This window comes from Pseudomonas sp. THAF187a, from assembly GCF_009363395.1.
GTDB classification, from domain to species: domain Bacteria; phylum Pseudomonadota; class Gammaproteobacteria; order Pseudomonadales; family Pseudomonadaceae; genus Aquipseudomonas; species Aquipseudomonas khazarica.
Genome location: NZ_CP045349.1, coordinates 1,845,375 through 1,863,685 on the forward strand (window position 1 = coordinate 1,845,375; position 18,311 = coordinate 1,863,685).

15 protein-coding genes and 4 tRNA genes are annotated in these 18,311 nt (G+C 64.3%); 17 read left to right on the plus strand and 2 right to left on the minus strand.

All coding sequences use genetic code 11. From position 1 onward, the window contains the following. The first annotated feature begins 11 nt into the window (after positions 1-11). The 12 genes from astD to FIV02_RS08610 all read left to right on the plus strand — a co-directional run bounded on the left by astD (position 12) and on the right by FIV02_RS08610 (position 10,700). Positions 12-1,475 (plus strand): succinylglutamate-semialdehyde dehydrogenase, encoded by a 1,464-nt coding sequence (gene astD, locus FIV02_RS08555; protein WP_152488367.1) that lies wholly within the window; start codon positions 12-14, stop codon positions 1,473-1,475. Further along, the gene (gene astB, locus FIV02_RS08560; RefSeq protein ID WP_037048414.1) at positions 1,475-2,821 is read left to right on the plus strand and encodes an N-succinylarginine dihydrolase; all 1,347 of its coding nucleotides are present in this window, start codon (positions 1,475-1,477) and stop codon (positions 2,819-2,821) included. The genes astD and astB overlap by 1 nt, the downstream gene beginning before the upstream one ends. Positions 2,822-2,840: 19 nt before the next feature. Next, entirely contained in the window at positions 2,841-3,116 is a 276-nt protein-coding gene (locus FIV02_RS08565) for a topoisomerase II (protein ID WP_152488368.1), read from the plus strand. 67 nt (positions 3,117-3,183) lie between these two features. After that, entirely contained in the window at positions 3,184-4,197 is a 1,014-nt protein-coding gene (gene astE / locus FIV02_RS08570; protein ID WP_152488369.1) for a succinylglutamate desuccinylase, read from the plus strand. A 244-nt stretch (positions 4,198-4,441) separates the two neighbouring features. Further along, the gene (ltaE, locus tag FIV02_RS08575) at positions 4,442-5,446 is read left to right on the plus strand and encodes a low-specificity L-threonine aldolase (protein WP_152488370.1); all 1,005 of its coding nucleotides are present in this window, start codon (positions 4,442-4,444) and stop codon (positions 5,444-5,446) included. Between the two features lie 283 nt (positions 5,447-5,729). Continuing rightward, positions 5,730-8,354 (plus strand): alanine--tRNA ligase, encoded by a 2,625-nt coding sequence (gene alaS, locus FIV02_RS08580; RefSeq protein WP_152488371.1) that lies wholly within the window; start codon positions 5,730-5,732, stop codon positions 8,352-8,354. A gap of 102 nt (positions 8,355-8,456) precedes the next feature. After that, a complete protein-coding gene (locus FIV02_RS08585) occupies positions 8,457-9,695 on the plus strand; it encodes an aspartate kinase (RefSeq protein WP_047586507.1) in 1,239 nt (412 codons plus the stop codon). A gap of 185 nt (positions 9,696-9,880) precedes the next feature. After that, positions 9,881-10,066 (plus strand): carbon storage regulator CsrA, encoded by a 186-nt coding sequence (csrA, locus tag FIV02_RS08590; RefSeq protein ID WP_003244478.1) that lies wholly within the window; start codon positions 9,881-9,883, stop codon positions 10,064-10,066. A gap of 61 nt (positions 10,067-10,127) precedes the next feature. Then, positions 10,128-10,218, plus strand: a tRNA-Ser gene (locus tag FIV02_RS08595). Between the two features lie 71 nt (positions 10,219-10,289). Next, positions 10,290-10,366: transfer RNA gene (locus FIV02_RS08600), tRNA-Arg, on the plus strand. A gap of 110 nt (positions 10,367-10,476) precedes the next feature. Continuing rightward, positions 10,477-10,553 (plus strand) — tRNA-Arg (locus FIV02_RS08605). A gap of 70 nt (positions 10,554-10,623) precedes the next feature. Beyond that, positions 10,624-10,700 (plus strand) — tRNA-Arg (locus FIV02_RS08610). Between the two features lie 44 nt (positions 10,701-10,744). On the opposite strand, the gene FIV02_RS24955 is transcribed toward FIV02_RS08610, so the two are convergent. Beyond that, entirely contained in the window at positions 10,745-11,233 is a 489-nt protein-coding gene (locus FIV02_RS24955; RefSeq protein ID WP_152488372.1) for a DUF4124 domain-containing protein, read from the minus strand. Positions 11,234-11,555: 322 nt separating this feature from the next. Between FIV02_RS24955 and mgtE the strand changes: the two genes are divergently transcribed. The 4 genes from mgtE to FIV02_RS08635 all read left to right on the plus strand — a co-directional run bounded on the left by mgtE (position 11,556) and on the right by FIV02_RS08635 (position 16,681). Continuing rightward, positions 11,556-12,998 (plus strand): magnesium transporter, encoded by a 1,443-nt coding sequence (mgtE, locus tag FIV02_RS08620; protein WP_037057120.1) that lies wholly within the window; start codon positions 11,556-11,558, stop codon positions 12,996-12,998. 482 nt (positions 12,999-13,480) lie between these two features. Further along, complete coding sequence (locus FIV02_RS08625) at positions 13,481-13,732, plus strand: OadG family protein (RefSeq protein ID WP_047589573.1); 252 nt, start codon at positions 13,481-13,483, stop codon at positions 13,730-13,732. 23 nt (positions 13,733-13,755) lie between these two features. Then, the gene (gene oadA, locus FIV02_RS08630; protein WP_152488373.1) at positions 13,756-15,534 is read left to right on the plus strand and encodes a sodium-extruding oxaloacetate decarboxylase subunit alpha; all 1,779 of its coding nucleotides are present in this window, start codon (positions 13,756-13,758) and stop codon (positions 15,532-15,534) included. Positions 15,535-15,544: 10 nt separating this feature from the next. Then, on the plus strand, positions 15,545-16,681 hold the full coding sequence (locus tag FIV02_RS08635) for a sodium ion-translocating decarboxylase subunit beta (RefSeq protein ID WP_037057128.1): 1,137 nt from the start codon (positions 15,545-15,547) through the stop codon (positions 16,679-16,681). A 70-nt stretch (positions 16,682-16,751) separates the two neighbouring features. Here FIV02_RS08635 and FIV02_RS08640 read toward each other — a convergent pair whose 3' ends face one another. Continuing rightward, positions 16,752-17,078, minus strand: coding sequence for an Arc family DNA-binding protein (locus tag FIV02_RS08640; RefSeq protein WP_037057131.1), 327 nt, complete (start codon positions 17,076-17,078; stop codon positions 16,752-16,754). Positions 17,079-17,464: 386 nt separating this feature from the next. Here FIV02_RS08640 and phnC point away from each other — a divergent pair, with 386 nt between their 5' ends. Beyond that, positions 17,465-18,289, plus strand: a complete 825-nt coding sequence (phnC, locus tag FIV02_RS08645; protein WP_037057134.1) for a phosphonate ABC transporter ATP-binding protein — start codon at positions 17,465-17,467, stop codon at positions 18,287-18,289. Positions 18,290-18,311 lie beyond the last annotated feature (22 nt).

An 18,311-nucleotide genomic window follows, 5' to 3' on the forward strand; every position in this document is an offset into this window, starting at 1 on the left:
GGTAGAACAAGATGAACACTCATTACATCGCAGGTCAGTGGCAGCCCGGTCAGGGCGAGCCGCTGCAGTCGCTTGACCCGGTCAGCCAGGCCGTCGTCTGGGAAGGCCAGGGCGCCACTGCCGCACAGGTCGATGCGGCTGTCAGCGCCGCGCGTGGCGCGTTCTCGTTATGGGCCGCGCATTCGCTGGACGGGCGTATCGCCGTGCTGGAGCGTTTCGCTGCCTGCCTGAAGACGCGTGCCGACGAGGTGGCGCGGGCGATCGGTGAAGAGACCGGCAAGCCCCTGTGGGAGGCCGCCACCGAGGTGACCAGCATGGTCAACAAGGTGGCCATTTCCATCCAGAGCTATCGCGAGCGCACCGGTGAGAAGAGTGGTCCGTTGGCCGATGCCACGGCGGTGCTGCGGCACAAGCCGCATGGCGTGGTGGCGGTATTCGGTCCGTACAACTTCCCCGGGCACCTGCCCAACGGGCATATCGTGCCGGCGCTGCTGGCCGGTAACTGCGTGCTGTTCAAGCCCAGCGAACTGACGCCCAGGGTGGCCGAGCTGACCCTGCAATGCTGGATCGAAGCCGGTCTGCCGGCAGGCGTGCTCAACCTGTTGCAGGGCGGCCGTGAAACCGGCGTGGCCCTGGCCGGGCATCCCGGTATCGATGGCCTGTTCTTCACCGGCTCCAGCCGCACCGGCAACCTGCTGCACGCGCAGTTCGCCGGACGCCCGGACAAGATCCTGGCGCTGGAGATGGGTGGCAACAACCCGCTGATCGTCGATCAGGTGGCCGATGTCGATGCCGCCGTCTACACCATCGTGCAATCCGCCTTCATCAGCGCGGGGCAGCGCTGCACCTGCGCGCGCCGTCTGCTGGTGCCGCAGGGCGCCTGGGGCGATGCCCTGCTGGCGCGCCTGGTGCAGGTCGCCGGGCAGATCCGGGTGGGGCGTTTCGACGAGCAGCCGGCGCCCTTCATGGGCTCGGTGATTTCCCTGCAGGCCGCCGCACAGCTGATGCAGGCACAGGCCGATCTGCAGGCCAAGGGCGCCAGCGTGCTGCTGGCGATGACGCAGCCGCAGGCCGATGCGGCGCTGCTGACGCCCGGCATCGTGGATGTCACCGCCGTGGCCGAACGCCCGGACGAAGAATTCTTCGGCCCGTTGCTGCAGGTGGTCCGCTACGCCGATTTCGACGCGGCCATCGAGGAAGCCAATGCGACGGCCTATGGCCTGGCTGCCGGTTTGCTGTCCGATTCGCGGGCCCGCTACGAGCAGTTCTGGCTGCATAGCCGTGCCGGCATCGTCAACTGGAACAAGCAGCTCACCGGCGCTGCCAGCAGTGCCCCGTTCGGCGGCATCGGCGCCTCCGGCAACCATCGCGCCAGTGCCTACTATGCGGCCGACTACTGCGCTTACCCGGTGGCGTCGCTGGAGAGCGAGACCCTGGCCCTGCCTGCGACCCTGACCCCGGGAGTGACCCTGTGATGTCCGCCTATGAAATGAACTTCGACGGCCTGGTCGGGCCGACGCACAACTACGGCGGTCTGTCCTACGGCAACGTGGCATCGCAGAGCAACAGCCAGGTGGTATCCAGCCCCAGGGAGGCCGCCAAGCAAGGGCTGGCCAAGATGAAGGCGCTGATGGACATGGGCTTCAAGCAGGGCGTGCTGGCCCCGCAGGAACGTCCGGATGTCGGCGCGTTGCGACGCCTGGGCTTTACCGGCAGCGACGCCGAGGTCATCGCCCGCGCCGCGCGCGAGGCCATGCCGCTGCTGGTGGCGAGCTGCTCGGCATCGAGCATGTGGACGGCCAACTCCTGCACCGTCAGCCCCAGTGCCGACACGGCCGATGGTCGCGTGCACTTCACCGCTGCCAACCTCAACTGCAAGTTCCACCGCAGTATCGAGCACCCGACCACCAGTCGCGTGCTGCAGGCCATGTTCGCCAACGACGCGCACTTCGCCCACCACCCGGCGTTGCCGGCGGTGGCGCAGTTCGGTGACGAGGGCGCGGCCAACCACACGCGTTTTTGCAAGGGCTATGGCGACGCCGGCGTGGAGTTCTTCGTCTACGGGCGCAGTGCCTTCGATACGCGCTATCCGGCGCCGGCGCGCTACCCGGCGCGGCAGACCCTGGAGGCCAGCCAGGCGGTCGCGCGCCTGCACGGGCTGAGTGACGCGGGCGTGGTCTACGCCCAGCAGAACCCGGCGGTGATCGATCAGGGCGTGTTCCACAACGATGTGATCGCGGTGGGCAACGGCGAGGTGCTGTTCTACCACCAGGACGCCTTCCTCGAGACCGACAAGGTGCTGGCCGAACTGGGCGACAAACTGGCGCGGCGCGGCGGCAACTTCCAGGCCGTCTGCGTGCCGGGCTCGGCGGTGAGCGTGCAGGATGCGGTGCGTTCGTACCTGTTCAACAGCCAACTGCTCACACGCGCCGATGGCAGCATGCTGCTGGTGGTGCCGGAAGAATGTCGCAACAATGCCAGCGTCTGGCGCTACCTCGAGCAACTGACCGCCAGCGGCGGGCCGATCCGCGAGGTGCGCGTGTTCGACCTCAAGCAGAGCATGCAGAATGGCGGCGGCCCGGCGTGCCTGCGCTTGCGCGTGGCGCTCAAGGAGCAGGAGCTGGCGGCGGTCAATCCGGGCGTGGTGATGAGCCACGCGCTGCATGACACCCTGGTGGCCTGGGTCGACAAGCACTATCGCGATCGCCTGAGCGAGGCCGATCTTGCCGATCCGCAATTGCTCGGCGAATGCCGCACGGCATTGGATGAACTGACGCAGATCCTTAAACTGGGCTCGGTCTATCCTTTCCAACTGAACTGACCCCAACCCCGGAGATTTTATGAGCGACGCGCTGCAACTGATTCTCGAAGATAACGACGGCACCCAGCTGGAGACGTCCTGCACCCGCTTTGCGGTGGTCTGGCAGGGCAAGGAACTCTGGGTTCAGGCCGTTGGCGATCAGTTGCTGATCGGCGTCGACGTGGAGGAGGGGGATACCGAGTATGCCAACCTGCTGCTGCGTCCGCAGGCCACCAACCTGGTCAGCCTGCAGCTGGAAATGGAGCCGGCGGACGATGATGACGATCATGTCCATGGCCCCGACTGCAACCACTGATCGTCGAGCCATGTAGGCGCGGCTGCCGCTCGCGCCTGCACGAAGTGCTGTAAAGCAAGGAGTCGCCATGCTGGTCCTCGGCAAGCTGCTTGAACTGACCCTGGCCGGCCACGAGCCGTCGGCGAAGATTCAACTGACCCCCGATGGCACGCGCCTGCGCTGGCTGGATGAAGGCGCGCTGGAGGTGACCCCGCCAGCGGCGCGTGACAACGGCCTCGATCTGCTGCTGTCCGCCGGTATTCACGGCAACGAGACCGCGCCGATCGAGATGCTCGATCGTCTGCTGCGCGGCATCGCACGCAACGAGCTGCGCCCGGCCGCACGCATTCTCTTCCTGTTCGGCAATCCCGAGGCCATGCGCCGTGGCGAGCGTTTCGTCGAGCAGGACATCAACCGCCTGTTCAGCGGTCGCCATGAGCAATCCAGTGGTTTCGAGGCCATTCGTGCCTGTGACCTGGAGCATCTGTCGGCCACCTTCTTCGGCAAGGAAACGGGCCGCACGCGCCTGCACTACGACCTGCATACCGCGATTCGCGGTTCGAAGATCGAGCAGTTCGCTCTCTACCCCTGGCAGGAGGGTCGCGCCCATTCGCGGCGAGAGCTGGAGCGTCTGCGCGCCGCCGGGATCGAGGCCGTGCTGCTGCAGAACAAGCCGTCCATCACCTTCAGTGCCTACACCTATGCGCAGCTCGGGGCCGAGGCCTTTACCCTGGAACTGGGCAAGGCGCGTGCGTTCGGGCAGAACCAGCTGGTCAATCTCGATCTGCTGGAGAACGCCTTGCAGGCGCTGATCGAGGGGCGTGAGGTGGTCAACGGCGAACCGACCCTGGATGGTTTGCAGCTGTTCGCCGTGTCGCGGGAGATCATCAAGCACAGTGACAGCTTCCAGCTGCACCTGCCTGCGGATATCGAGAACTTCACCGAGCTCAAGCCGGGCTATCTGCTCGCCGAGGACATCGCCGACACCCGCTGGCTGGTGGAAGAGCAGGGCGCCCGCATCATCTTCCCCAACCCCAGGGTCAAGAACGGCCTGCGCGCCGGCATCCTCATCGTCCCGGACGACGGTGCCAGCCTGGTGTAGCCAGCGCGCCATCTGCCTGGGTATCCGGGCGGCATCGCGGCTGAAGCCGCACCTGGGTCAAACGCCGCATCCCGTAGGAGCGGCTTCAGCCGCGATACGCCTCTCCCTCTGGCCACACGCCGACTGTCAGCAAGGACAGTCGGCTCGCTCGCCGTTCCGCCGGATTTTGCGCCAACTGTATCTTGTGGCCCCCTTCGCGACCTCTTTAGCATGGCCCTTTCGCCAATGAACGGGAAAGCCTGCCATGCCCCTGATCGACCTGCGTAGCGACACCGTCACCCAACCCACCGCCGCCATGCGCGAAGCCATGATGGCCGCCGAACTGGGCGATGACGTCTACGGTGAAGACCCCAGCGTCAACCATCTGGAAGCCTGGCTGGCCAAGGAGCTGGGCTTCGAGGCGGCGCTGTTCGTTCCCACCGGGACCATGAGCAACCTGCTGGGCCTGATGGCGCACTGCGAGCGCGGAGACGAGTACATCGTCGGCCAGCAGGCGCACACCTATAAGTACGAGGGTGGCGGCGCCGCCGTGCTCGGTTCGATCCAGCCGCAGCCGATCGAAGGCGAGGCCGATGGTTCGCTGGACCTGGGCCGGGTCGAGGCAGCGATCAAGCAGGATGACTTCCATTTCGCCCGCACGCGTCTGCTGGCCCTGGAAAACACCATGCAGGGCAAGGTGTTGCCGCTCGACTACCTGGCGGCGGCGCGTGAACTGACGCGCCGGCGGGGCCTGAGCCTGCATCTGGATGGCGCCCGCCTGTACAACGCGGCGGTCAAGCTGGGCGTGCCGGCGCGCGAGATCACCCAGCACTTCGATTCCGTCTCGGTGTGCCTGTCCAAGGGCCTCGGGGCGCCGGTCGGCTCGGTGCTGTGCGGCAGCGCCGCGCTGATCGCCAGGGCGCGGCGCCTGCGCAAGATGGTCGGTGGCGGCATGCGCCAGGCCGGCGTGCTGGCGGCGGCCGGCCTCTATGCGCTGCAGCATCAGGTCGAGCGCCTGGCCGAGGACCACGCCAAGGCGGCGCACCTGGGCGAGGCGCTGCGTGCGCTGGGTTACAGCGTCGAGCCGGTGCAGACCAACATGGTCTACGTGCAGCTCGGCGAGCGTGCCAGCCAGGTCGGCGCCTTCATGGCCGAGCGGCGCATTGTCGTCAGCGCGGCGCCGCGTCTGCGCCTGGTTACCCATCTGGATGTCGGTTCCGAGGGCGTCGAGCGGGTGATCGAGGCATTCGCCGCTTTCCGTGATCATTGATCCTGCTGCCGACCGCCCATAGCGGTCGGCTATCAACAAGGCACTAGCCGCGGGCGAATGGACCGATATAATGCGTCCCTTTGCAGACTGCGTGACAACGGCCGCGCTCGGCCATGCTGCGTTGGAAACGGCATCGAAATGCTCGTTCGGCATCCGCAACCACGGATGTGCCGACGTTGCATGCGTTGTCGTTTCCTGCCTTGCCTGACCGTCGCTCGCCACGTTCTCGCGTCGTCTGCTTCGCCGGCTCTGTCGTGGCCGCCTGATTCCGTGGATGACCCCTATGAAAAGCGCAGAAATCCGTGAAGCCTTCCTGAGCTTCTTCGAAGAAAAAGGGCACACCCGTGTCGCTTCCAGCTCGCTGATTCCGGCGAACGACCCGACCCTGCTGTTCACCAACGCGGGGATGAACCAGTTCAAGGACTGCTTCCTGGGCCTGGAGAAGCGTGCCTACACCCGCGCCACCACCAGCCAGAAGTGCGTGCGTGCCGGCGGCAAGCACAACGACCTGGAAAACGTCGGCTACACCGCGCGCCACCACACTTTCTTCGAAATGCTGGGCAACTTCAGCTTCGGCGACTACTTCAAGCGCGATGCCATCCACTACGCCTGGGAGTTCCTGACCTCCGAGAAGTGGCTGAAGCTGCCCAAGGAAAAACTCTGGGTCACCGTCTACGCCACCGATGACGAGGCCTACGACATCTGGACCAAGGAAGTCGGCGTTCCCACCGAGCGAATGATCCGCATCGGCGACAACAAGGGTGCGCCGTACGCTTCCGACAACTTCTGGGCGATGGGTGACACCGGCCCGTGCGGTCCGTGCACCGAGATCTTCTTCGACCATGGCGAGCACATCTGGGGCGGCCCGCCCGGTTCGCCCGAGGAAGACGGCGACCGCTACATCGAGATCTGGAACAACGTATTCATGCAGTTCAACCGGACTGCCGATGGCGTGCTGCACCCGCTGCCGGCGCCAAGCGTGGACACCGGCATGGGCCTGGAGCGCATCAGCGCCGTGCTGCAGCACGTCAACTCGAACTACGAGATCGACCTGTTCCAGAACCTGCTGGCCGCTTCCGCCAAGGCCATCGGCTGCGCCAACGCCGGCGAGGCGTCGCTGAAGGTGGTGGCTGACCACATTCGTTCCTGCAGCTTCCTGATCGCCGATGGCGTGACGCCGTCCAACGAAGGCCGTGGCTACGTGCTGCGCCGCATCATTCGCCGCGCCTGCCGTCACGGCAACAAGCTGGGCGCCAAGGGCAGTTTCTTCTACCAGATCGTCGCCGCCCTGGTGGCCGAGATGGGCGAGGCCTTCCCCGAGCTCAAGCAGCAGCAGGCGCACATCGAGCGCGTGCTGAAAACCGAAGAAGAGCAGTTCGCCAAGACCCTGGAGCAGGGCCTGAAGATCCTCGAGCAGGACCTGGTCGAGCTGAAAGGCAAGGTCATTCCCGGCGACGTGGTGTTCAAGCTGTACGACACCTACGGCTTCCCGGTCGACCTGACCGCCGACATCGCCCGTGAGCGCGAGTTGTCGGTGGATGAAGCAGGCTTCGAGCGCGAGATGGAAGCGCAGCGCGAGCGCGCCCGCTCCGCCAGCGCCTTCGGCATGGACTACAACACCCTGGTCAAGGTCGACACCGACACCCATTTCCTTGGTTACGAAGGCACCAGCGGCAGTGGCCAGATCATCGCCCTGTTCAAGGCCGGCGCTGCGGTGGACAGCCTCGCCGAGGGCGAGGAGGGCGTGGTGGTGCTGGATCAGACCCCGTTCTACGCCGAGTCAGGCGGCCAGGTCGGTGACTGCGGTTACCTCGAAGGTGCCGGCGTGCGTTTCGACGTGCGCGACACCACCAAAGCTGGCGGCGCCTTCCTGCATCACGGCGTGGTGGTACGCGGCGGGCTCAACGTCGGCACCAGCGTCAAGGCCGAAGTCGAGGCCGAGGTGCGCCAGGCCACGGCACTGAACCACTCCGCTACCCACCTGCTGCACGAAGCCCTGCGCATCGTGCTCGGTGATCACGTGCAGCAGAAGGGCTCGCTGGTCAACAGCCAGCGCCTGCGCTTCGACTTCAGCCACTTCGAGGCGATCAAGCCCGAGCAGCTCAAGCAGCTCGAGGACATCGTCAACCGCGTGGTGCGCGAGAACTCGGCGGTGGAAACCGAAATCACCGATATCGAGACGGCCAAGGCCAAGGGCGCCATGGCCCTGTTCGGCGAGAAGTATGGTGACCAGGTGCGTGTACTGAGCATGGGCGGCGACTTCTCCGTCGAGCTGTGCGGCGGTACCCACGTGGCTCGCACCGGCGACATCGGCCTGTTCAAGATCGTCAGCGAAGGCGGTGTGGCCGCCGGCGTGCGCCGTATCGAAGCGGTCACTGGCGCGCAAGCGCTGGCCTACCTGAACGGTGCCGAGGAGCAGCTCAAGGAAGCCGCTTCCCTGGTCAAGGGCAATCGCGACAACGTGCTGGACAAGCTGTCCGCACTGCTGGAACGCAACCGTCAGCTGGAGAAGGAGCTGGAACAGCTCAAGGCCAAGGCCGCCAGCGCGGCGGGCAACGACCTGGCTGCCTCGGCGGTGGACGTGAAGGGCACCAAGGTGCTGGCGGCGCGTCTCGACGGCCTGGATGGCAAGGCGCTGCTGGCGCTGGTCGATCAGCTGAAGAACAAGCTGGGTAGCGCGGTGATCCTGCTCGGCGGCGTGTTCGACGAGAAAGTGGTGCTGGTCGCCGGTGTCACCCAGGACCTGACCGGCAAGCTCAAGGCCGGTGACCTGATGCGTCAGGCTGCAGCAGCCGTGGGCGGCAAGGGCGGTGGTCGTCCGGACATGGCCCAGGGCGGCGGCGTCGATGCCGGCAAACTGGACGAGGCCCTGGCCCTGGCCGCTACCCTGGTCGAGCAGGCTTCGTAACGAGTGAGAAAGCGGGGCCCGCAGTGCGTCCGGCGGGCCTTGGCAGTATGACCCGATGCGGGTTTAATGGGCGCCCTTCGAGGATTCAGGCGGCTTTTTGAAATGGCTTTGATCGTACAGAAGTTTGGGGGCACCTCCGTCGGCACCATCGAGCGTATCCAGCAGGTGGCCGACAAGGTGAAGAAATTCCGCGAGAACGGTGACGACATCGTCGTGGTGGTTTCCGCCATGAGCGGTGAAACCAACCGCCTGATCGATCTGGCCAAACAGATCACCGACGGCGAACCGGTCTCGCGCGAACTGGATGTCATGGTGTCCACCGGCGAGCAGGTGACCATCGCTCTGCTGGCCATGGCGCTGATCAAGCGCGGCGTGCCGGCGGTGTCCTATACCGGCAGCCAGGTGCGCATCCTCACCGACAGCGCCTACAACAAGGCGCGCATTCTGCAGATCGATGACCAGAAGATTCGCGCTGACCTCAAGGCCGGGCGTGTCGTCGTCGTCGCCGGTTTCCAGGGGGTCGACGAGCACGGCAGCATCACCACGCTCGGCCGTGGCGGTTCCGACACCACCGGCGTGGCCCTGGCTGCGGCCCTGAAGGCCGACGAGTGCCAGATCTACACCGACGTCGATGGCGTCTACACCACCGACCCGCGCGTGGTGCCCAAGGCCCAGCGCCTGGAAAAGATCACCTTCGAAGAAATGCTGGAAATGGCCAGCCTGGGCTCCAAGGTGCTGCAGATCCGTTCGGTGGAGTTCGCCGGCAAGTACAACGTCCCGCTGCGCGTCCTGCACAGCTTCCAGGAGGGGCCGGGCACCCTCATTACCCTTGATGAAGAGGAATCCATGGAACAGCCGATCATTTCCGGCATCGCCTTCAACCGCGACGAAGCCAAGCTGACCATCCGTGGCGTGCCGGACCTGCCGGGCGTGGCTTTCAAGATTCTCGGCCCGATCAGCGCTGCCAACATCGAAGTCGACATGATCGTGCAGAACGTGGCGCACGATAACACCACCGATTTCACCTTCACCGTGCACCGCAACGACTACAACAATGCCCTGAACGTCCTGCAGAAGACTGCGGACGAGCTGGGTGCTCGCGAAGTGGTCGGCGACACCGACATCGCCAAGGTGTCCATCGTCGGCGTCGGCATGCGCTCTCACGCAGGCGTGGCCAGCCGCATGTTCGAGGCACTGGCCAAGGAAACCATCAACATCCAGATGATCTCCACGTCCGAGATCAAGGTTTCCGTGGTGATCGAAGAGAAGTACCTGGAGCTGGCCGTGCGTGCACTGCACACGGCTTTCGAGCTCGACGCCCCGGCTCGACAGGGCGAGTGATCTATCCGAAAGGCGCGGCTGGTTCCGCGCCTTTCGTTTTTTTGACTGGCAGGCGGGAACTTTCTTTCTGCGCGGGCTGGTCAATACTTGGGTGGAGGTTTCCAGGCTTGAACAAGCAGGAAGCTGGCACCATTTTCTTTTTTGCAGACTGTTGTCCTGAAAATGTAATCCGTGAGGAGAAAGGAATGCTGATTCTGACTCGCCGGGTCGGAGAGACCCTGATGGTCGGTGATGATGTGACTGTCACCGTGTTGGGCGTGAAAGGTAACCAGGTGCGCATTGGCGTCAATGCGCCCAAAGAGGTTGCCGTGCACCGTGAGGAAATCTACCAACGCATCCAGAAAGAGAAGGGTGACGAACCAAGCCACTAATTTTTCTACAAATTTTTGTTTGCAAACGGGGAAAACATGTTTATCATGCGCCCCGTGTTGCGGAGAGGTGGCCGAGTGGCCGAAGGCGCTCCCCTGCTAAGGGAGTACACCTCAAAAGGGTGTCGGGGGTTCGAATCCCCCCTTCTCCGCCATTATTCAGCGAGCCGGGTGCAAGCCGGGCTGGCGGATCAACCAGAGGTGATCTGGTATAAAAGCACCGACCGGACTCATAGCTCAGCTGGATAGAGTACTCGGCTACGAACCGAGCGGTCGGAGGTTCGAATCCTCCTGAGTCCGCCATATTCAATGGCTTGCATCGCTGCAAGCCATTTTGTTTCAACCAGCGGTGATCTGGTCTAAAAGCGCCAAGGGTCGCACGAAAGCGCAGTGGCTTTCGAGTGATCTGCAACGGACTCATAGCTCAGCTGGATAGAGTACTCGGCTACGAACCGAGCGGTCGGAGGTTCGAATCCTCCTGAGTCCGCCATATCGAATGGCACTGCAGCGATGCGGGGTCATGCGTCAACCAGAGGTGATCTGGTATAAAAGCACCGACCGGACTCATAGCTCAGCTGGATAGAGTACTCGGCTACGAACCGAGCGGTCGGAGGTTCGAATCCTCCTGAGTCCGCCATACCAAAAGGGCCTGCAGCGATGCAGGCCCTTTTTCTTTGCGCGTCATTTCTTCACGCAGCCGGCCTCGTCGAAGCTGATCAGCTGGTTGTCGCCGCGCTTGTCGCGGTAGTGATAGCGCTGCCTGCCGTTCTGCCGGGTGATCCTGTCCGGCTTGCCCAGGCTGCTTTCCGCGTCGGCGCTGCTCATGCCGCTGCGCACCTCGCGGCGGATGATCGCCTGGCGCTTTTCGCTGCTGCTGAGCAGGTTGCCGCAGCCGTCATCCTGCTCGCCGACGATCACGGGCGCCCTGGAGCGCGTCGTGGGTGTCGCGGTGCGCGCCCTGGGGACGGCCAGGGGGATGGGTTTGCCGCTGCCGGGGGAGTGGTTGCGCACCTCCTGCCTGTACTGCGTCTGCTCGGGTGCGCAGCCGTGGCGGGTGAAGGTGATCTGCCCGTTGGCGTCTTCGCAACGGAACACGCTGGTGGCCGAGCTGTCTTGAATAGGGTGGAGCAGGGCGGCAGCGCACAGCGCCGCGATGTGCAGTCCTCGCATGATTCGTCCTCCTTGACGTTCACCGGGCCAGCTTAAGCGGTTATTTCTCTTTCGTCAGGGTGTCCTGGGCCTAGTGACTGGCGTCACTGACTCAGGTTTTCACGCGGGATCGAAGTTTGCGATGCAAGCAATTGTTCTTGCCGCGCTTTTGTCACGTACAAAGCGGTTCTGCGGTGTTATCATTCGCCGCGTCAGCCCCGCCGGGGCTTGTGGAATACCACCATGGACTTACCCAGTAGTTACTCAATACTCCCATCGCACAATCGTGTAACACCTGATTGATCCCCTTTGGCGTGCCCGCCAACTGGGGGTGGAGCGCGCTATGACTGAAGTAGAAGCCAAAAAGCCGCAGGAAAGCTTGCAGGATCGCCTGGCGCAGGTGGTCGAACTGCTGCATCGGCACAAGCTGGTCGAGGACCTGACCCACCGTCAGGAAGGCCAGCACCATGACCGGGTCGAGAGCCTGGTACACCGACAGAATCTCGCCGAGCTGCAGCGCAAGCTCGATGATGTGCACCCCGCCGACATCGCCCACATCCTCGAGGCCCTGCCGCTCGACGACCGTCTGACCGTCTGGCAGCTGGTCAAGGCCGAGCGCGATGGCGACATCCTGCTGGAAGTCTCCGACGCCGTACGGGAAACCCTGATCGCCGACATGGACGATCACGAGATTCTCGCGGCGGCCAAGGACCTGGACGCCGATGAGCTGGCCGACCTGGCCCCCGAACTGCCGCGCGACGTCGTCCATGAACTCATGGAATCGCTCGATGCGCAGCAGCGTGAGCGCGTGCGTTCGGCCCTGTCCTACGAAGAGGATCAGGTCGGCGCGCTGATGGACTTCGAGATGGTCACCATCCGCGAGGACGTCAGCCTGGAGGTGGTGCTGCGCTACCTGCGCCGCCTTAAGGAGCTGCCGGGCCATACCGACAAGCTGTTCGTGGTCGACTACGACGGCGTGCTCAAGGGTGTCCTGCCGATCAAGCGCCTGCTGGTCAATGATCCGGAGAAGCAGGTCGGCGAAGTCATGGCCGACGATCCGGTGAGCTTCCACCCGGACGAGGACGGCTACGACGCCGCTCAGGCCTTCGAACGCTACGATCTGATTTCCGCGCCCGTGGTGGACAAGAACGGCAAGCTGATCGGCCGTCTGACCATCGACGAGATGGTCGACCTGATCCGTGAGGAAAGCGAAAGCGAAGTGCTGAACATGGCCGGTCTGCGCGAGGAGGAAGACATCTTCGCCTCGGTGTGGAAGTCGGTCCGCAACCGCTGGGCCTGGCTGGCGATCAACCTGGTGACGGCTTTCCTCGCCTCGCGGGTGATCGGCCTGTTCGAGGGCTCCATCGAGAAGCTGGTGGCGCTGGCGGCACTGATGCCCATCGTGGCTGGCATCGGCGGCAACTCCGGTAACCAGACCATCACCATGATCGTGCGCGCCATGGCGCTGGGGCAGATCAGCACCGGCAACACCGCGCGGCTGGTGCGCAAGGAGCTGGGGGTTTCCCTGATCAACGGCATCCTCTGGGGCGGGGTGATCGGCGGCGTCGCCTACTCCCTCTACGGCAGTTGGTCGCTGGGTGTGGTGATGACGGCGGCGATGACGCTCAACCTGCTGCTGGCGGCGCTGATGGGGGTGCTGATCCCCATGACCCTGGCGCGCCTCGGGCGCGACCCGGCCATGGGCGCCAGCGTGATGATCACCGCCATGACCGACAGCGGCGGTTTCTTCATCTTCCTGGGCATGGCGTCGATCTTCCTGCTGTAGATCGCGCCACCGCCCGGCCATTCGGACGGTTCGTGTGCTGCGAGCCGTCTGCCCCTGCCGCGATTGCCGGTCCTGGCAGTCGCTTGCCACTCCCGTCGAGCGATGACCTGAGGCACTTGCTGCCCCTGGCAGCCTGGTATGGGCCGTCGCCGGCAGTGGCGCCCGGCGTCAGATTGTCGCTGCCTGGATGCGCGACGATGCACTGCCTGAGGTCCGCGTCGGTCATGCGCTTCCGCTCGTCCAACCCCGACGTGGCGCGGGAGGTGGGGTGGCCTGGTTCAGGCGGCGTTTCGGGGCGCTTCTCCTCCTTTGGTAGTGCTTGTGAGAAAAACACTACATATCAGGTATTTCAGGCCGGCTGGAGGTTTGCCTCAAACGCGCGTTTCAGGCTAAGGTTCGGCAGCTCTGTCCAGGCGCTGACCCCGGACGCTCCTAATCGATAACGAATGCAGCCCATGAGCTGCTGGCCAAAAGGAGCCAAGATGACCCCCAGTGAACTTCTTCTCGAGGGTGTCGAGCTCATGCTGTTCGGCATGGGTTTCGTGTTTGCCTTTCTGGTACTGCTGGTCGGTGTGGTCAGCCTGATGTCACGCATGATTGGCGTCTTCGCAGCGCCCGCTGCTGCAGCCCCCACCCCGGTATCCGTTGCCAGGCCGGCCAGTCACGAGCCGGATGCGCAGACGCTGGCCGCCATTCAATCCGCCATTGCCCAGCACCGCGCGCGTCGCGGTTGATCAGGTTCAGAGGGAGTACCTGTATGACAGCCGTAAAACAAGCACTCGGCATTACCGATGTGGTGCTGCGTGACGCCCATCAGTCGATCCTCGCGACCCGCCTGCGCCTCGAAGACATGCTGCCGATCGCGCCCAAGCTCGATCAGGTCGGCTTCTGGTCGGTGGAGTCCTGGGGCGGCGCGACCTTCGATGCCTGCATTCGTTACCTCGGCGAAGACCCCTGGGAGCGCATCCGCGAGCTGAAGAAGGCGATGCCCAATACGCGTCAGCAGATGCTGCTGCGTGGGCAGAACCTGCTGGGCTACCGGCACTATGCCGACGACGTGGTGGAGAAGTTTGTCGAACGTGCGGCGGTCAATGGCGTCGACGTGTTCCGTGTCTTCGATGCGATGAACGACCCGCGCAACCTGGAAACGGCCCTCAAGGCCGTGAAGCAGCAGGGGCGGCATGCCCAGGGCACCATCTCCTACACCACCAGCCCGGTGCACACCCTGCAGATGTGGGTCGACCTGGCCAAGCAGATTGAGGACATGGGCGCCGACTCGGTGGCCATCAAGGACATGGCCGGCATTCTCACGCCCTATACCGCGTTCGAGCTGGTGTCGCGCCTGAAGAGCAGCCTGGCGATCCCGATCCACATGCAGTGCCACGCCACGGCGGGGCTGTCCTCGGTGGCCATTCTCAAGGCGGTGGAGGCCGGTATCGACAACGTCGACACGGCAATCTCCTCGCTGTCGATGACCTACGGCCATTCGCCTACCGAATCGGTGGTGGCGATGTTCCAGGGCACCGAGCGCGATACCGGGCTCGACCTGGAACTGCTCGAGGAAATCGCCGCCTACTTCCGTGAGGTGCGCAAGAAATACGCGAAGTTCGAGGGCAACCTCAAGGGCGTCGACTCGCGCATCCTGGTCGCCCAGGTGCCGGGTGGCATGCTCACCAACATGGAGAGCCAGCTCAAGGAGCAGGGCGCCCAGGACAAGTTCGACCAGGTGCTGGCCGAGATACCCCGGGTTCGCGAAGACCTCGGCTTCATTCCGCTGGTGACGCCGACCTCGCAGATCGTCGGCACCCAGGCGGTGATCAACGTGCTCACCGGCGAGCGCTACAAGTCCGTGACCAAGGAAACCGCCGGCGTGCTCAAGGGCGAGTACGGCGCGGCGCCGGCAGCCTTCAATGCCGAGTTGCAGGCGCGTGTGCTCGATGGCGCCGAGGCGATCACTTGCCGTCCCGCCGACCTGCTCGAGGCCGAGATGGACAAGCTCACCTCCGAGCTCAAGGGCATCGCTCAGGAGAAGGGCATCAAGCTCGCCGCCGACGCCATCGACGATGTGCTGACCTACGCCCTGTTCCCGCAGATCGGCCTGAAGTTCCTGGAAAACCGTGGCAATCCGGCCGCCTTCGAGCCGGTGCCGACCGGCAAGGAAAGCCTGGCCCGCGAGCCGGGCAAGCCCGAGGTCTACACCGTCGAGGTGAACGGCAAGGCCTTCGTCGTGCAGGTCAACGAAGGCGGCGACATCGAGGGGCTCAAGCCCGTCGGTGGCGCGTCGAGCGCTGCGCCGGCAGCAGCAGCGGTGACTGCCGGCGCTGGCGAGCCGCAGGCGGCGCCACTGGCCGGCAACATCTTCAAGGTGCTGGTGCAGCCAGGCCAGGCCGTGGAGGAGGGGCAACTGGTGATCATCCTCGAAGCGATGAAGATGGAAACCGAAATCCGCGCCTTCAAGGCCGGCACGGTCGGGGCGGTCAACGTCAAGGTCGGTGATGCGGTGGCGGTGGGCGACAGCCTGCTGACCATCGGCTGAGGGGCGCGCCATGGAAAAGCTGCTCAAGCTCTGGCAGAGCACCGGCCTGTACCACCTGGAACCTGGCCAGGCCTTCATGATCGCGGTGTGTCTGCTGCTGATCTACCTGGCCGTGAAGAAGGGCTTCGAACCGCTGTTGCTGGTGCCTATCGGCTTCGGCGGGCTGCTGTCGAACATCCCGGTGGCCAACATGGCCGAAGGCGCGGGGTTCCTGCACCTGATCTACGAAGTGGGCCTGCCGACCAGCATCTTCCCGCTGCTGATCTTCCTCGGTGTCGGCGCCATGACCGACTTCGGGCCGATGCTGGCCAACCCCAAGACCCTGCTGCTCGGCGCCGCGGCGCAGTTCGGTATCTTCGGCACCCTGATGGGGGCGCTGGCGATCACGGCGCTGGGTATTCCGGGCATGGAGTTCACCCTCAAGGAGGCTGCGTCCATCGCCATCATCGGTGGGGCGGACGGGCCCACCTCGATCTTCGTCACCTCCAAGCTGGCGCCTGACCTGCTCGGCCCCATTGCCGTCGCGGCATACGCCTACATGGCCCTGGTGCCGCTGTTGCAGCCACCGATCATGCGCGCCCTGACCACCAAGGAAGAGCGCTCGATCGTGATGCAGCAGCTGCGTCCGGTGGGGCAGACCGAGAAGATCATCTTCCCCATCGTGCTGTGCATCCTGATCGGCATGCTGCTGCCGGACGCAGCGCCGCTGATCGGCATGTTCGCCCTCGGCAACCTGCTGCGTGAGTGCGGTGTGGTCGAACGCCTGGCCGATACTTCGCGCAACGCGCTGATCAACATCGTCACCATCTTCCTTGGCCTGACCGTGGGTTCCAAGCTGTCGGCGGAAGCCTTCCTGCAGCTCAAGACCCTGGGCATCCTGCTGCTGGGCATGGTCGCCTTCTGTGCCGGCACCGCGGCCGGTGTGCTGATGGCCAAGCTGATGAATCTGTTCAGCAGCAACAAGGTCAATCCGTTGATCGGTTCGGCCGGGGTATCCGCTGTACCGATGGCTGCGCGGGTCTCGAACAAGGTCGGGCTGGAGTCCAACCCGCAGAACTTCCTGCTGATGCACGCCATGGGTCCGAACGTGGCGGGGGTGATCGGTTCGGCGGTGGCGGCGGGGGTGCTGCTCAGCTTCGTCGGCTGACCGACAGGCGACCGTCGTGTCGCAGGCATAAAAAAACCGGCTCAAGGCCGGTTTTTTTCATGGGTTCGCTTCAGGCTTCTTCGGCGGCCATTTCCACGTCATGGGCGATCAGCGCGACCAGGGCGTTCTGCTGACGGCGCGACAGCTGGCGGAAGCGCTGCAGCAGCTCACGCTCGTGCAGGCTCAGCTCGGGGCTGTCGAGACGCAGGCTGAGATCCTCATCCAGAGCGCCTTCCTGAAGCATGCTCTGCTCCAGACGGGCGATGATTTCAGAGTTCATGCTGCGGTGATGGTTGCGTGCTACGTCAGCGATACGCTCACGCATGCCATCTGGCAAGCGAACGACGAATTTGTCAGCCGTGCGGCTGGAATAAGTAGCCTGTTTCATAGGGCGCATACATTACCGGTTAGTTCAGGGAGCGATACTGGTGGTCAGTGTCGAGATTGTCACCGGTTTGACAGTGTTTCGCACTAGCCGTTCAACCGGTACCGCGTTCTGCGTCGTTATGACCATTCGGTCATCTGAACAGTTCCTTGACGCCAAATACGTGTCGCATTGTGGTGCAGGTGGAGGCTTTATGCCAGCACCGACTGTCAGAATTGCGCAGTATTCGGCAGAAGTCGCGTTCGTGCTGTGCTCGGTATTTGAAATTTAAAGTTTCGGTCACTCAATTGTCATCCCCGGTTCACTGGGCTGACACAGGCTCTGGCTACCTTGGTCTACACCAGATGGCAGCCGGGTGCTGCCTTCTCATATCGACAATGATAGTAGAGAGCCAGCATATGAGCGCAGCCATTCGAGTCGACCGTCTCAACAAGACCTTCGGGCGCAAGCAGGCCCTGTTCGACCTGGCGCTTTCCGTGCAGCCAGGGGAGATGGTCGCCCTGATCGGGGCGTCCGGCTCGGGCAAGTCGACCCTGCTGCGGCACCTGGCCGGCCTGGCGCGTGGCGACGATGGTTGCATCGAGGTGCTCGGCCGCCAGGTGCAGGCCGAAGGTCGCCTGAGCGGCGATGTGCGCCGTCTGCGCGCCGACATCGGCTACATCTTCCAGCAGTTCAACCTGGTCGGTCGCCTCAGCGTGCTGCAGAACGTGCTGCTTGGCGGCCTGGGGCGCATGCCGCGCTGGCGTGGCAGCCTCAGCCTGTTCAGCGCCGAGGAGAAGCAGCGGGCCATGGACGCGCTGGAGCGCGTCGGCCTCGCCGAATTCGCCGCGCAGCGGGCTTCGACCCTGTCCGGTGGCCAGCAGCAGCGGGTGGCGATCGCCCGAGCGTTGTGCCAGCAGGCCGAGGTGATTCTCGCCGACGAACCCATCGCCTCGCTCGACCCCGAGTCGGCGCGCAAGGTGATGGAGATTCTCGCCGACATCAATCGCCGCGACGGCAAGACCGTGGTGGTGACCCTGCATCAAGTCGACTACGCCGTGCGCTATTGCCAGCGCGCGGTGGCCCTCAAGGGCGGGCGCATTCATTTCGACGGCCCGACCCAGGACTTCAATCCCGATTTCCTCAACGACCTCTACGGCGGCGACCTCGACATCAGTCTGCTGCTGCCGCAAGGCCAGCGCCCGCGTGCGCTGGAGCGTCCCCTGGCACTGGCCAAGGCCTGACGCCGCTGCCTCCATTCGAAAC